At 42.7% G+C, this 13851-nt stretch carries 14 protein-coding genes; 2 read left to right on the top strand and 12 right to left on the bottom strand.

Going from position 1 to position 13851, the window contains the following annotated elements; genetic code table 11:
- Nucleotides 1-6 precede the first annotated feature (6 nt).
- Nucleotides 7-513 carry an SAG1386/EF1546 family surface-associated protein gene (locus KX728_RS02905; protein WP_076984714.1) on the bottom strand — a complete coding sequence of 169 codons (507 nt, stop codon included), beginning with the start codon at nucleotides 511-513 and terminating at the stop codon, nucleotides 7-9.
- 45 nt (nucleotides 514-558) lie between these two features.
- On the opposite strand from KX728_RS02905, the gene KX728_RS02900 reads away from it, so the two are divergent.
- The gene (locus tag KX728_RS02900; RefSeq protein ID WP_002874767.1) at nucleotides 559-762 is read left to right on the top strand and encodes a ferredoxin; all 204 of its coding nucleotides are present in this window, start codon (nucleotides 559-561) and stop codon (nucleotides 760-762) included.
- Nucleotides 763-837: 75 nt separating this feature from the next.
- On the opposite strand, the gene KX728_RS02895 is transcribed toward KX728_RS02900, so the two are convergent.
- The 6 genes from KX728_RS02895 to KX728_RS02870 form a co-directional block, all read right to left on the bottom strand.
- Complete coding sequence (locus KX728_RS02895; protein ID WP_025171517.1) at nucleotides 838-1803, bottom strand: glycosyltransferase family 2 protein; 966 nt, start codon at nucleotides 1801-1803, stop codon at nucleotides 838-840.
- 1 nt (nucleotide 1804) lies between these two features.
- Entirely contained in the window at nucleotides 1805-2824 is a 1020-nt protein-coding gene (galE, locus tag KX728_RS02890; protein WP_001156532.1) for a UDP-glucose 4-epimerase GalE, read from the bottom strand.
- Between the two features lie 102 nt (nucleotides 2825-2926).
- The gene (locus KX728_RS02885; RefSeq protein ID WP_000754624.1) at nucleotides 2927-4030 is read right to left on the bottom strand and encodes an NAD(P)/FAD-dependent oxidoreductase; all 1104 of its coding nucleotides are present in this window, start codon (nucleotides 4028-4030) and stop codon (nucleotides 2927-2929) included.
- 16 nt (nucleotides 4031-4046) lie between these two features.
- A complete protein-coding gene (locus KX728_RS02880) occupies nucleotides 4047-4844 on the bottom strand; it encodes a Nif3-like dinuclear metal center hexameric protein (protein WP_000881165.1) in 798 nt (265 codons plus the stop codon).
- Nucleotides 4838-5509 (bottom strand): tRNA (adenine(22)-N(1))-methyltransferase, encoded by a 672-nt coding sequence (locus KX728_RS02875; protein ID WP_000624078.1) that lies wholly within the window; start codon nucleotides 5507-5509, stop codon nucleotides 4838-4840. Before KX728_RS02875 ends, KX728_RS02880 begins: the two co-directional genes overlap by 7 nt.
- Before the next feature lie 207 nt (nucleotides 5510-5716).
- Nucleotides 5717-8053, bottom strand: a complete 2337-nt coding sequence (locus tag KX728_RS02870) for a cation-translocating P-type ATPase (protein WP_002880797.1) — start codon at nucleotides 8051-8053, stop codon at nucleotides 5717-5719.
- Between the two features lie 133 nt (nucleotides 8054-8186).
- On the opposite strand from KX728_RS02870, the gene KX728_RS02865 reads away from it, so the two are divergent.
- Complete coding sequence (locus KX728_RS02865; RefSeq protein WP_215804866.1) at nucleotides 8187-8936, top strand: lysophospholipid acyltransferase family protein; 750 nt, start codon at nucleotides 8187-8189, stop codon at nucleotides 8934-8936.
- A gap of 42 nt (nucleotides 8937-8978) precedes the next feature.
- Here the strand turns inward: KX728_RS02865 and KX728_RS02860 are convergent, their stop codons facing one another.
- The 5 genes from KX728_RS02860 to KX728_RS02840 form a co-directional block, all read right to left on the bottom strand.
- Nucleotides 8979-9671, bottom strand: coding sequence for an alpha/beta hydrolase-fold protein (locus KX728_RS02860; RefSeq protein ID WP_215804867.1), 693 nt, complete (start codon nucleotides 9669-9671; stop codon nucleotides 8979-8981).
- On the bottom strand, nucleotides 9652-10662 hold the full coding sequence (locus KX728_RS02855) for an ABC transporter substrate-binding protein (RefSeq protein ID WP_084944154.1): 1011 nt from the start codon (nucleotides 10660-10662) through the stop codon (nucleotides 9652-9654). Before KX728_RS02855 ends, KX728_RS02860 begins: the two co-directional genes overlap by 20 nt.
- Before the next feature lie 19 nt (nucleotides 10663-10681).
- Nucleotides 10682-11437, bottom strand: coding sequence for an ABC transporter ATP-binding protein (locus KX728_RS02850; RefSeq protein ID WP_000364130.1), 756 nt, complete (start codon nucleotides 11435-11437; stop codon nucleotides 10682-10684).
- 1 nt (nucleotide 11438) lies between these two features.
- The gene (locus KX728_RS02845; RefSeq protein WP_215804868.1) at nucleotides 11439-12485 is read right to left on the bottom strand and encodes a FecCD family ABC transporter permease; all 1047 of its coding nucleotides are present in this window, start codon (nucleotides 12483-12485) and stop codon (nucleotides 11439-11441) included.
- A 326-nt stretch (nucleotides 12486-12811) separates the two neighbouring features.
- Nucleotides 12812-13423 (bottom strand): CadD family cadmium resistance transporter, encoded by a 612-nt coding sequence (locus tag KX728_RS02840; protein WP_000531728.1) that lies wholly within the window; start codon nucleotides 13421-13423, stop codon nucleotides 12812-12814.
- Nucleotides 13424-13851 lie beyond the last annotated feature (428 nt).

Here is a 13851-nt window from a genome sequence, read left to right as displayed (position 1 = left end):
CGACTCCTATCTTGTCTTAATCACATCACCTGGGTTGGCAAACCAAGATCCAGATGACATATGAGAAGGATTTAGAGCCTCTAGCTGGGCAATGGAAATCCCTGCACGTTGAGCAAGAGCTGCTTCTCCCTCTCCCGGCTGTACTGTAAGTGTTCCTTCACCCTCTGTATGTTCTTCCGAACTGCTCTCTGAAGGTGTTGATTCAGAAGAAGATGTTTCCTCTACCTTGCTACTTGAAGATGATGATGCTTCCACTTTAGAACTTGAACTTGTAGAAGGAGACGATGCATCATAGAAGTCCTTCAAAGATGAAGTACGATTGCTTCCTCCGGTTGATAGGTAAATCAATACAACTACCATCGCTACAACAATTACAAAGAAGAGGCTAGCTAGAACTGTCAAGACACGATTGGCAACTACGCCTTTCCCTTTTTGTTTCCGGTGTCGACGCTCTGATCTTGTTTCTTCCTCATTGTTTTCGTAAATATCTTCTTGCCACGGTTCTTTTTCCATACCTTACTCCTTGTTTTTTTTACATTTTCTTATTACAATATAAATATGAAAGTCACACTTATACCCGAACGGTGCATCGCCTGCGGGCTTTGCCAAACCTATTCTGAACTCTTTGATTACCATGATAATGGAATCGTTCGATTTTACGATGATCCAGTTGAATTGCAAAGAGAAATCGCTGAGACCAGCGATGTTCTAGAGGCCATCAAAAATTGTCCTACAAGAGCACTTCTAAAAGATCCATCGTAGAAAGCAGGGAATGAATGTTATTAATTTTTTCTCATTTTTCCCACACTTACTAGTTTAGCATATTTCTAGGTAAAATTATAGTCTTTTTTGGTTATTTTTTCCTTCAATAATAGAAAGGTCACTTTTTTCTTTGACGAGATAGAGTGGTCTTTTTTTGGTCTCTAGATAAATCTTACTGATATACTTACCGAGAATCCCAATCGTCAGGAGTTGAATCCCTCCAAGAAAGAGAATGACAGCCATCAAAGAGGTCCAACCAGATGTCGGATTTCCCAAGATAAGAGTCCGAAACACTACAAAAACTGTCATCGCAAAAGAAAGAAAACAAGATAGAAGTCCCGCTACAAAGGCTATACTCAAGGGGAAATCTGAAAAGTTAAGAATTCCTTCAATCGAGTAGAAAAAGAGTTGTCTAAAACTCCAACTGGTCTTGCCAGCCTGTCGTTCAACGTTTGGATAATCAAGATAGTGCGTTTTAAAACCCACCCAGGCAAAGAGTCCTTTAGAAAAACGATTGGATTCGGTCAGGGTTAAGATAGCATCTACCACAGACCGTCTCATCATACGAAAATCACGGACACCTGAGGGTAGAGCCACTGGGCTAATTTTTTGCATGAGGCGGTAAAAGAGGTCAGCACAGAAACTGCGGAAAAAGGGTTCTCCCTCCCGACTAGTTCTCCGTGTCCCAACACAGTCCAAGTCTGCATTTTGGTCTAGTAAGGCTTTCATCTCAAGTAGCATACTAGGAGGATCCTGAAGGTCTGCATCCATCACGACCACCAGGTCTCCAGTTGCATGCTGCAAGCCTGCGTATAAGGCTGCCTCTTTCCCAAAATTTCGTGAGAATGAGACATAACGGACCGCAGGATTTTGCTCCCGATAGGTCTTCAAAAGCTCTAAGGTCCCATCGTTTGAGCCATCGTCTACAAAGACATATTCGACTTCTGCTCCCAAGTCAGGAAGCAGAGCTTCCACAGACTTATAAAAAAGAGGAAGTACTTCCTCTTCGTTTAGACATGGGACAATGATTGAGATCATCATCTTAGTCTTCAAATCCATTTGGATGCTTGCTTTGCCAACGCCATGCGTCTTCACACATTTGGGTGATGTCGAGTTCTGCTTCCCATCCGAGCTCTGCTTTGGCTTTTGCTGGGTCTGAGTAGCAGGCAGCGATATCACCTGGGCGGCGTTCTACGATGCGGTAAGGAATAGGACGTCCCACTGCTTTTTCCATATTTTGGATAATTTCAAGAACGGAGTAACCTTTACCAGTTCCAAGGTTATAAATGTTTAGACCTGAACCTTTTTGGAGTTTTTTCAAAGCTGCAACGTGACCTTTAGCTAAATCGACAACATGGATATAGTCACGAACCCCGGTTCCATCTTCTGTATCGTAATCATCTCCAAACACTTGTACTTGTTCTAGTTTGCCCACTGCTACTTGTGAAACATAAGGCAAGAGATTGTTTGGAATTCCGTTAGGATTTTCTCCCAAGTCACCGCTCTCATGTGCTCCGATTGGGTTAAAGTAACGTAGCAAGACCACATTCCATTCTGAGTCTGCCTTGTAGATATCCGTCAAAATTTCCTCTAACATGAGCTTGGTACGACCGTATGGATTGGTCACTGAAAGTGGGAAATCTTCTAAGATTGGAACAGTGTGAGGATCTCCGTAAACTGTCGCAGAAGAACTGAAGATGATGTTCTTACAGTTATTTTCTTCCATAGCTTTTAGAAGGCTGACAGTTCCAGCGATATTGTTGTCATAGTAGGCAAGAGGGATACGGGTTGATTCGCCAACAGCCTTCAAACCAGCAAAGTGAATCACACCAGTCGGTTCTTCCTGCTTGAAAATATCTCTGAGGGTATCTGTGTCACGGATATCTGCCTCATAGAAAGGGATCTCAACTCCTGTAATTCTCTCAACAACTTCTAAACTTTTACGATTGCTATTGACAAGATTATCCACCACAACGACTTGATGACCTGCTTGGATCAACTCAATAACCGTATGGGTTCCGATAAATCCAGCACCACCAGTTACCAAAATCTTTTCTTGCATCTTTTTTCCTCGATTCTCGGATTATTTTTTCTTATTTTATCATTTTTGATAGGGAATGTCATTTGACATCCTAAACTACCTGCTAAAATTTCAGTAAAATACTTATTCGCTTTTTACTCGTTTGACATAGTTTGCAATGGGATAATTTTCAGGGGCCAAGGTCAACTCCTTGTCTTGGACCAGTTGAGCTAGATGATACCCGATGATCGGACCCGTTGTGAGACCTGATGAACCTAGACCGCTAGCCGCATAGACACCTGCTAAGCCTGGCACTTGTCCAAAAAATGGGGAGAAATCACTGGTGTAGGCACGGATTCCCACACGCTCAGCTGATGATTTCGCTTCTGCCAAGGCTGGATAGTGAGGTAAGGCCGCCTCCTCCATTTGTTGCAGCAAGGTTTCATCTACCGTCAAGTCATATCCCATATCATTTTCATGGGTAGCGCCTAAGGACAATTTCTCACCTGCAAAAGGGATCAAATCCCACTCCCCCTCTGGCATGACCACAGGGTAAGATTTCATATCTTTGGTAAGTTGATAATCTCGTAGTTGTCCCTTTTGGGGGCGAACATCTACCTCATATCCTAAAGGTTCCAAAATGTCTCCCAACCAAGCTCCCGTTGCTAGAATAACCTGATCAAACACCTCTTCATCAATCTGGTAACCTGATGCTAAAGGTGTCAAACTCACTTTTTCTTTGACCAGCTTGACTTGACTAGCTTCTAGCAAACGATTCACTAAGAGCTGGCCATCTACTCTCGCTCCACCAGAAGCATAGAGCAGGCGGTCAAATCCCTGCAAGCCAGGGAATAATTCATTTGCAGACGCTTGGTCTAGAATGGCTAATTGACCTATCAAGGGAGATTCTTCCCTACGTTGAAGGGCTAGTTCATAAAGTTCTTCTAGCTTGGATTCGTCCTTTTTCAAGAGGAAAACTCCCGAACGCTGGTAAAAGTCGATCTCCTGTCCTGACTTTTCTAAATCAGCCAACAAATCCACATAAAAGTCAGCCCCCAAGCGCGCCATCTTGTACCAGGCTTTATTACGGCGTTTGGAAAACCAAGGACTGATAATTCCTGCTGCAGCCTTGGTTGCTTGCCCCTGTCCATGGTCAAAAACGGTCACCTCTAGGTCAGCTTCTTTAGAGAGGTAGTAGGCAGCTGTTGCCCCCACAATTCCTGCTCCAATAATGGCAACTTTTTTCATTGTCTTCACCTTCTAACTAGATATGGTGGAAAGGATTGGTCGATGCTTGACTAGGTACAATATCGATTGTCCAGCCCTTCTCTTCCTTCCATTGAGTAAGAAGTGCAGCGATTTTTTCCACAAAAAGCACTTCGATATAGTGACCTGGGTCCAGCGCTAACAGGCCATCAGACAGCATATCCTGAGCTGTGTGATAGTAGATATCGCCAGTGATATAAACATCTGCCCCCTTTGCTAAAGCATCAGAGTAGAAAGACTGCCCACTGCCACCACAGATGGCCACTCTTGAAATAGGCTTCTTCAAATCACTCTCTTGATAATGCACCATTCGAAGACTATCAAGACCAAAGACTTGCTTGACATACTGAGCAAATGCTCCAAAAGTCTGTGGTTGAATGTCACCAATACGCCCAATCCCACGTTCTGGGCCTGTTTCCTGGAGATAAGTCGTCTCCTCAATGCCTAGCATCTGGCAGAACCAGTCATTGAGACCATTCTCTACAATATCGATATTAGTATGACTGACATAAACGGCAATGTCATGCTTGATCAGGTCGATGTAAATCTGATTTTGCGGACGGCTGGCTATCAGATCCTTGATAGGACGGAAAATTGGCGCGTGCTTAACGATAATCAAATCCACACCCTTTTCAATGGCTTCAGCCACCGTTTCTTCACGAATATCGAGAGCTACCATGACACTTTGGATATCCTTATCCAAAGTGCCAATTTGCAGGCCACGACTGTCACCCTCCATTGAAAATTCCTGAGGGCAAAAGGCTTCATAAGCTTGTATTACTTCACTTGCTAGCATGAAAGCACCTCCTTGATGGCTTGAATTTTATCTACTAAAACTTGACGTTCCTCCAGATTTTTTTCTGGGATTTGTTCGAGGGCGAACTCTAGCTTAACCGCTTCTTTTTGCCATTTTTGGACAAAAACTGGGCTGACTTCTTTGGATAAGAAGGGACCAAAGCGGACATCACTTGCTGATAGCTTCATTTGTCCTGATTCCACCACCAAAATCTCGTAGAATTTGCCTGCTTCTTCTAGAATGCTTTCTGCCACAATCTGAAAACCATTGGCTTGCAACCAAATGCGCAAGTCGTCTTCACGATTATTGGGCTGGAGGATTAAACGCTCTACATTAGCTAGCTTTTCCAAACCTTCTTTCAATATGGTAGCAATCAAACGGCCACCCATACCAGCAATGGTGATAACCGATACTTGGTCAGCCTCTTCAAAGGCTGCCAAGCCATTGGCTAAACGGACTTGAATTCTCTCTTTTAGATTGTGACTTTCAACATTTTTAACCGCTGACTTGTAGGGACCTTCCACCACCTCACCTGCAATGGCGCTTTTGATTTGGCCTCTCTCAACTAACTCGATTGGCAGATAAGCATGGTCACTCCCCACATCTAGTAAAACAGCCCCTTGTGGCACAAAGGAAGCTACCAATTCTAATCTCTTTGAAATCATCTTCTCTCACTTTCCAAAACTCTGTTACCTCTTATTATACCACATTTCATACTCTTCAAAAATCAAATTCAAACCGCGTCAACGTCGCCTTGCCGTACTCAAGTACAGCCTGCGGCTAGTTTCCTAGTTTGCTCTTTGATTTTCATTGAGTATCAGCTAGCAATCTTGCACCTAAAAAGACCGCAATCCACAGATTGCAGTCTTTCTTTATTTTCTGGATTGGTAACGACTAGTTAGAATGAAAATCACGGTAAAGACCAACATCATGGCCCCATAGACAGGTAATGTTTGTCCTGTTAAGGTCGAAATTTCAAGCAACTTTTGGATCTTTGGGAAAAGAGCTGTAGCTAGGAAACCACCTACCGACCAAACAATCAAGAGGACACGCCAGAGGGTAAATGGCATGCAGGCTCTAAATACGGATAAGAAACCAATTGATCCAAGTAGATAATAGAGTAGGGTTGAGATTTCTATCTCAGACCAACCTTGACTACTTCCAAATATTTTCACAAAAAGAACGCTGAAGACGACCATAAGAGCACTTGGTAGGGCACGAAGCATGGATTTTCTGAGGAAGTTTGGTTCAACAGGCTTGATATTTCTCTCAAAAGTCAGAACGAATGGCGGGAAACCTTCCACGAATTGGTCAATCATGGTAATCTGGATCGGAATGAAAGGGAAAATCAAAATCCACTCAGACCGCCCTAGTAAAACACTAGCAATACAAATCACCGCAAGCAAGAAGGAATAAATCGTCTTAATCAAGAAAATCGGTGCGATGTGGGCGATGTTATTGACCACACGACGACCTTCAAAGAGAATCTCAGGAACATCATTAAAGTCTGAGTTCAAAAGAACCAGATTGGCAATCTGACGAGTCGCCGGATCTCCCTCCGCCATTACAATCGAACAATCTGCTTCACGAAGAGCCAGAATATCATTGACTCCGTCCCCTGTCATGGCCGTTGTATGCCCTGCTTTTTTCAGCGTTTGGATGATGAGTTTCTTTTGATGAGGGGAAACACGTCCGAAAATAGCTGTCTCTTCAGCCATGGCAATCAATTCCTCATCCGTGATTTTTGAACAATCTACATAGCTGTGATAGTCTGCAAAACCAGCCTTCTGGGCAATGCTGGAAACCGTGACTGGATTATCACCAGAGATAATCTTGAGGCCTACTTCCTGGGAACGAAGATAGTCTAGGGTCTCAGCCGCTCCTTCTCGAATCGGATCCAAGATCTCCAGCAGTGCCAAGGCTTGAATATCAGATGGTTTCTGGGGCTTGTGATGGTCTAGTTTTTCCTGACTGAGAGCCAAGACTAAGACACGCGAGCCTCTCTCCAAGGCCTCTCTGGCTTCAGGGACTTCAGAGTCCAACAACATCTCAGGTGCCCCTAAAAAAACCGTCCCCAAACCTTCTAACTCCATAGCTCCCCACTTACGGTCGCTTGAGAAAGGAAGATTCGAAATCATAGGGTAAGCAACCTTTCCTTGGAAACGCTGGCGAATAGCCTGAGCTGTTGGATTTTTATCCTCACTATGAGCTATGTAGCTGGTCAGAATGTTAGTAATAGCCTCATCACCATAAGTTTCCGTCAGAGGAAGAACCGCCTCCACCTGCATCTTTCCTTGGGTGATGGTGCCCGTTTTGTCCAGACAGAGCATATCCACGCGCGCCAAGGTCTCGACAGAGTACATCTCCTGCACCAAGACCTTTTTCAAGCCCAGCTTAATCACCGCAGTCAAGAGCGAAGTAATGGTCAAAAGGGCGATTCCCTTAGGCAACATTCCCAAAAGGGCAGTCGATGAATTTACAACAGATGACTTGAGGGGCAAACCCTTTAAAATCAAGGCTTCTAGGAGGAGAGCTAGACCAAAGGGAATGATAATCTTCCCAGTAAAACCAGCTAGCTTGTCCAGCGATTTCATGATACGGGAGTTAATGGGTTTAACAGTCTTGGCTTCCAGCATGAGTTTGGAAGCATAGTTTTCTGCACCGACATGGTGAACTTGAGCCAAAACTGATCCACTGGCTAAGAAACTTCCAGACAAAAGCAAGGCGTCAACTTCCTTTTGCACCAAATCACTCTCACCCGTCAACATGGCTTCATTGACTTCCGCAAAGCCTTCTAAAACCTGCGCATCACTAGGAATCTGCTCCCCAGCCGACAGACGAATCACATCACCCAGCACCAATTCTTCTGGATTGATGGCAATATCCTGACCATCACGAATGGTTTTGACCTTTTCCTTGGTCATGAGGTTGAGCTTGTCCACCATGTGTTTGGCCCGTAGTTCGGTCACAATTCCAGAAAAAGCGTTAAAGCAGATAACAGCAAAGAAGACCAAATTGCTCCAAGCCTGCACAAAAGCTAGCGCCAAGGCAATGGCAAAGTTCAACGCGTTAAAAAGTGTAAAAACATTTCGTTTGATGATTTGCCAAGTACTGGTACTGGCTGATGCGGTAAAGTCATTGACCAAACCTTGAGCCTGTCTTTCCTTGACTTCTCTTTGGGTTAATCCCATTATCTTATTTTTATCCATAAATTCTATCATATCATTTTTTCTAGCAGAATTCTAATCCTATCCAAAAACTGTCCACTGAAAACTGAAAAAGTTTGCCAGTAGTCTTTCGATAAGGTATAATAATAAAAGCAATACAATCGAAGGAGTTCTCATGTTTTATACTTATTTGCGTGGACTAGTCATGCTGATCTTGTGGTCCATCAACGGCAATGCCCACTACCACAATACTGATAAAATCCCTAGTAAAGATGAAAACTATATCCTGGTCGCACCTCATCGTACCTGGTGGGATCCAGTTTACATGGCTTTTGCGACCAAACCAAAACAATTCATCTTTATGGCTAAAAAAGAGCTTTTTAACAACCGCATCTTTGGCTGGTGGATTCGTATGTGTGGGGCCTTTCCTATCGACCGGGAAAATCCTAGCGCCTCTGCTATCAAATACCCTATCAATGTCCTCAAAAAAAGTGACCGTTCCCTTATCATGTTTCCTAGTGGTAGTCGCCACTCGACAGATGTCAAAGGCGGAGTTGCTCTGATTGCCAAGATGGCTAAGGTCCGTATCATGCCAGTTACCTATACTGGTCCCATGACCTTGAAAGGTTTGGTTAGCCGTGAACGTGTCGATATGAACTTTGGAAACCCTATCGATATCTCAGACATCAAGAAAATGAATGATGAAGGGATTGAAATGGTTGCAGACCGCATCCAAGCTGAATTCCAACGTTTAGACGAAGAAACCAAGCAATGGCACAATGATAAAAAACCAAACCCACTCTGGTGGTTTATCCGCATCCCTGCCCTCATCCTTGCTGTGGTTGTTGGTATCCTAACGATTATCTTTACCTTCATCGCAAGCTTTATCTGGAATCCAGATAAGAAGAGAGAGAAACTTGGTTAAAAAATACAATTATCCCTTGGCAAAAGCCAAGGGATAATTCTTTTATTTGATTTTCCATTTTTGGGTCAACCAGCTGGAAAAGGCTAAAAATCGCTCAGCAACTTGCTCATGGTGCCCATAAGGATCAAAAACAAACTGACCAGTCAGATAACGTTTCTGAAGACTGGTATGGATCTGCTCAGCATAGGCTGGTGCTTGACCCAGACGATTGCTATGATGGGCTCCTTCTGTTTGACCATTCTGTAAATACAGTAAACAGTCCAAATTTCTCACCTTTTCTTCCTTGCAATAAGTCACAAAATCAGGATACCAAAAGGAACCACAGATAGAGAAGACACAGGAGACCTTGTCAAAGCTGAAAAGACTGTATACTGCCACCAAACCACCTAGTGAGTATCCTCCATAAGCAAGGCGATTTTTGTCCAGACGATAAAGCGACTGCAACTTATCTAAAAGACCTCCAAATAAATGACCATGATAGGCATTTGCCTGACCACCAAAATCTGGAGCCCCCTCTCTCAGAGCAACTGCCTTCCATGGAGTGTAGTCGTCTAGGCGATTTTTAGAGGTCAAACCCACTAAAATCACAGATTCTGAAAGGGAAGAGAGGAAATCCAAGTTTCCATCATTCAAGAGAATCGCTGGATAGGTTTGGTTGGGATCATAGGCCGAAGGAAGGCTGACCTTGACTTGGATTCCCTCCCAATCAAACTCATTATTTATTGATAAAGTCATTGATTTTCTCAAGGGAATCAATTACTGCTGGACCATAATCCATCAACTCATCGTAAGAAATGGTCATGATTTTTTGATTCTTAATTGCAGGAACGTTTTCCAAAACTTCATTTGCTTTCATCAACTCTACTGCGTTGGCATCCAATTTTTTATTGCGGTCGCTGGTTACATAGATAATCAACTCAGGATCCATTGACACGAGATTTTCCAAGGTCAAGCCTGATGTTCCCGTTGCAACGTTGGTATAACCAAGTTGATTCAACAAGCTTTCTTGCAAAGCAGACTTGTAGGCACCAAAGGTTTCATCATTATAAGCAACCATAATCAAAGCCTTTTTCTTTTCACCTTGGCTTGTTGGATTTGCTTTCTTAACAGCGTCAATTTTAGCTTGTAATTGGGCTGCGTATTCATTAGCCTTGTCCTGAACATTGAAAATCATTCCAAGATTTTTGACATCTTCTACAATATTTCCCAAATCTTGCTGAATTGTTGAGAGAGAAGCTTTTTGCGTATAAACTGGGATTTTGTTTTCATTCCAAGCGCTAACTGTTCCCAAGGATTTTTCTGAAAACATCATGTTTCGACCCATCACCGCATCTGGCTCATAAGAAAGGACTGTCTCTTGTGAGACTGTTTTTTTGTCCCCAATTTGAGGAATCGTCGCAATCGCGTCCTTGTATTTGTCTGTTACAGCATTGTCAGGGTTGAGCATGCCAGCAATTTTATCCTTCAAGCCTAACTCCAATAAGATTTCAGTGGTTGAAAGATTGTTGGTGATAACTTTTTCAGGTGCCTTGTCAAAGACTTGTTCGACTTCATTTCCCTTAATATCATAGGTTTTAACCGTTAACGGATAAGTCGTCTCTGTGCTGGCCTTTTGACTTGTTTCTGTGCTAGACTGTGTGGTAGCTTTTTCTGTAGTAGTGTTACCACAAGCTGCCATGGTTAAGGTAGCTACTGTTACGAGTAAAATGCTTAGTGTTTTTTTCATCTTATTTTCCTTTTTACTTTTATAAATAGTGAATCATGGCTTGCTGATCCTCGGTCCAAGTCACCTGACTTTGAACTCCGTATACAGTTTGCAATGACTCAGGGGTGATGGTCTCCTTTGGAGTCCCTTGGTAAAGGATTTCTCCCTCTTTCATCAGATAGAGATAATCCGAATAGCGACAAGCAAGTTGAATATCATGTAGGACAGCTAAAACATTGACCTTGAGATTCTTCACAATTGCCAACAAGTCTAACTGGTACTTGATATCCAGGTGATTGGTAGGTTCATCCAGGAGCAAGAGAGTCGGTTCTTGCGCCAAGGCGCGTGCCAACAAGACTCTCTGTTTCTCGCCCCCTGACAAGGACGAATAGAGACGAGTTTTCTTCTCAAGCATATCCACCTTGACGAGAGCATCTTGAACGAGGGCATAATCCCTTTCCTTTTCCTTCTGTAAAAAAGAGAGGTGGGGAGTTCTGCCCAACAAGACGATTTCCTCAACTGTACAATCAAACTGCAATTGATTAAACTGGGTGACAACTGCCATTTGCTTGGCTGTTTCTTTGAGTGACCAATGCTCCAGTGGCTTTCCATCTAGGCTTATCAAGCCTTTGTCCGCCTTTTCCTGACGATAGAGGAGTTTAAGCAGGCTGGTTTTTCCACTTCCATTTGGCCCTAGTATCGTGTGAAATTGATACCCCTCAACCTTAAGAGAAACTCCTTTGAGGATTTTTTTCTCTCCTAGTCCAAAGTGGACATCCTGACAAATCAAGTCCATATCAGGCCCTCACCTCCCTTCGCCTACCTCCAACAATGTAGATAAAGAAGGGAGCACCTACTAAGGCTGTGAAAATACCAATTGGAAGCTCAGCATTTGGAATAATGACACGAGAAAGTACATCTGCCCAGACGACAAAGAGGGCACCCAGTAAGGTCGCAACGGGAAAAAGTCTCCTGTAATTCGTTCCTACTAACCCTCGAGCTAAATGTGGAGTAATCAGTCCAACAAATCCAATAATCCCACAAGTTGCCACCAAGACAGCTGTCAGCACAGCCACCATGGTCACATAAAGATACCAATAGAAGCGTAAGGGAATTCCCAAAGTTAAAGCAGCCTCATCTCCCATCATCATCGCATTAAAAACACGATACTGAGTAGCGAAAAATAGAAAGACCATTCCTACTACTATAGTTGGCAGAACCAAGTCTGCCCAAGTAGTCCCGGCAAGCGATCCCATGGTCCAAAACTTAATGGTCATCACACTGTCCGCATTAGCGCCAACTGAGATAATAAAGTTGGAAAAGGCTAGAAAGAGAGCGTTGACCACCGTTCCTGATAAAATCAGACTAGAAGTCGTCATCCTTCCCTGCATAGAGGCAATGATAAGGACAGCGATTGTTGCCAAAATAGCTCCAAGGAAAGCTCCAAGGCTAATCACCAATTTTAAACCAAGAATGATGCTCAAAGTTGCCCCTAGAGTTGCACCCGCAGAAATTCCTAAGACATAAGGCTCTGCGATGGGATTGTTCACTGTAGACTGCATCACGCTACCACACATAGAAAGACCAGCCCCTACTATCAGACCTAACAATACTCGGGGGAATCTCATGTTCCATACAATGGCAAGAGTGGACTTGGAAACCTCTCCTATCTCAAGAGGAAATCCCAATCTGCTCAAAATGATCCGATAGGTATCTCCTAGATCAATCGCAACAGACCCCATAGAAACAGCTAGAAAGAGAGAAATTCCTAAAACGCTTAGCAAAATAACCAAAAACAACACAAATTGCAAATCTTGTCGGCTTCCAGAAAATTTGGAAAGCATGAAAACCTCCTTATACAAAATTAAAAATTTAGAAAATTATCATAAAAAGTATACCATATTTCTATTAAATGAACAAGGATAGGGACATATATAGAAAAATCCCTCTGATAACAGAGAGCTGATTTGAACTAGAGCCAGAATCCTAGTGAAACAAAAAATCTCCCCGAAGGGAGATGATCTGGTTTATTTTACCTTACAATGCTAGGAACCGTAACCAAAGATTATACTTGAGTATATCGAGGTAGGGTGACAAAAGTAAAAAAGCTCTCTGAATATCAGAGAGCTTGATTTGAGCTCGGGCTAAAATCCTAGTGAAACAAAAAAATCTACACGATCAGAAAAGTCTCTATCGTGCCATTTTCATACATGATGTATAGTCCAAGTAGAATGAATACTATGGGCACAATGATTCGCTCGTATTTTTCAATTGTCTCGAATATTAACGGAATAGAGGATAACATCCGACTAATCTCGCAAAAGATAATTATGCCGATTACAAACACAAGCAACGCCACGAGGGTCTGTGACCAATCTAACGAAGCAAAATAAGGTATATAGATACCTAAATTATCTCCGCCAGACGCAATTGTCAGCAATGTAACTGTCCAAAACAGTTGATTTGCCTTGCTTTGTTCTAATCTTTCAATAATTTCTTCCTCTTCTTCCTCACCTTCTCCAACAATTGCAAAGCGAATCCCTAAATAGATAGGGATTAAACCAAGCAATCCAACCATCCATTCTTCAGGCACGAAATTAACGACATAAGCAGCAACTAAACTCGCCCCTACAAGTAAGCCTGTTCCTAGATATTGCCCCGCATAAATATGCCATTTCTGTTTATTCTGTGATAGCTGTGCAAATAAAATAATTAAAATAATTAAATAATCGATACTGGTGGAAATATAAACACCAATAGCAGATATGATTGTCTGTCCCATAAAAACCTCCTGTATTAGTTAGTAATAAATCAGCAGATTTTAGGAGAGCACAGACACATTAATTTAGCTATCGCTAGTGGGTAATGTCGAACGTAGGAAAGCATTTTACTCCTCCTCAAAACGTAGTTACAAAGTAATTTCTAACTGGAATTCGGTGACTACTTCCATGTAAAGTATAACATACTATACTTTACTTCGTAAAGTGTGGGCTCTCCGAGGGGGCTTGCAGACAGTTACTCGGCTTGAAAAGCCGAGTAACTGCGCACCTTCATGGTGTCATTAGCTGATACCATTTGAGGTTTTTGTAGTCTCCAAAATTATGACCGATAAAACTCAAGCGAACAGAGAAGCCAAAAGCAGTTGGTTTTTGTAGTCTCCAAAATTATGACCGATAAAACCGCAATAAAAAAGCTCTCTGAATATCAGAG

It is taken from the genome of Streptococcus oralis, from assembly GCF_019334565.1.
GTDB lineage: Bacteria > Bacillota > Bacilli > Lactobacillales > Streptococcaceae > Streptococcus > Streptococcus oralis_CR.
This window is presented reverse-complemented; position numbering and strand designations above follow the sequence as displayed.

Bases quoted from the DNA above. Each gene is read 5' to 3' on its own strand.
- KX728_RS02860 (WP_215804867.1), bottom strand. From the start codon at position 9,671: ATGACTTTATCAATAAATAATGAGTTTGATTGGGAGGGAATCCAAGTC.
- KX728_RS02905 (WP_076984714.1), bottom strand. From the start codon at position 513: ATGGAAAAAGAACCGTGGCAAGAAGATATTTACGAAAACAATGAGGAA.
- KX728_RS02870 (WP_002880797.1), bottom strand. From the start codon at position 8,053: ATGGATAAAAATAAGATAATGGGATTAACCCAAAGAGAAGTCAAGGAA.
- KX728_RS02895 (WP_025171517.1), bottom strand. From the start codon at position 1,803: ATGATGATCTCAATCATTGTCCCATGTCTAAACGAAGAGGAAGTACTT.
- KX728_RS02840 (WP_000531728.1), bottom strand. From the start codon at position 13,423: ATGGGACAGACAATCATATCTGCTATTGGTGTTTATATTTCCACCAGT.
- KX728_RS02865 (WP_215804866.1), top strand. From the start codon at position 8,187: ATGTTTTATACTTATTTGCGTGGACTAGTCATGCTGATCTTGTGGTCC.
- KX728_RS02900 (WP_002874767.1), top strand. From the start codon at position 559: ATGAAAGTCACACTTATACCCGAACGGTGCATCGCCTGCGGGCTTTGC.
- KX728_RS02845 (WP_215804868.1), bottom strand. From the start codon at position 12,485: ATGCTTTCCAAATTTTCTGGAAGCCGACAAGATTTGCAATTTGTGTTG.
- KX728_RS02855 (WP_084944154.1), bottom strand. From the start codon at position 10,662: ATGAAAAAAACACTAAGCATTTTACTCGTAACAGTAGCTACCTTAACC.
- KX728_RS02885 (WP_000754624.1), bottom strand. From the start codon at position 4,030: ATGAAAAAAGTTGCCATTATTGGAGCAGGAATTGTGGGGGCAACAGCT.
- galE (WP_001156532.1), bottom strand. From the start codon at position 2,824: ATGCAAGAAAAGATTTTGGTAACTGGTGGTGCTGGATTTATCGGAACC.
- KX728_RS02850 (WP_000364130.1), bottom strand. From the start codon at position 11,437: ATGGACTTGATTTGTCAGGATGTCCACTTTGGACTAGGAGAGAAAAAA.
- KX728_RS02875 (WP_000624078.1), bottom strand. From the start codon at position 5,509: ATGATTTCAAAGAGATTAGAATTGGTAGCTTCCTTTGTGCCACAAGGG.
- KX728_RS02880 (WP_000881165.1), bottom strand. From the start codon at position 4,844: ATGCTAGCAAGTGAAGTAATACAAGCTTATGAAGCCTTTTGCCCTCAG.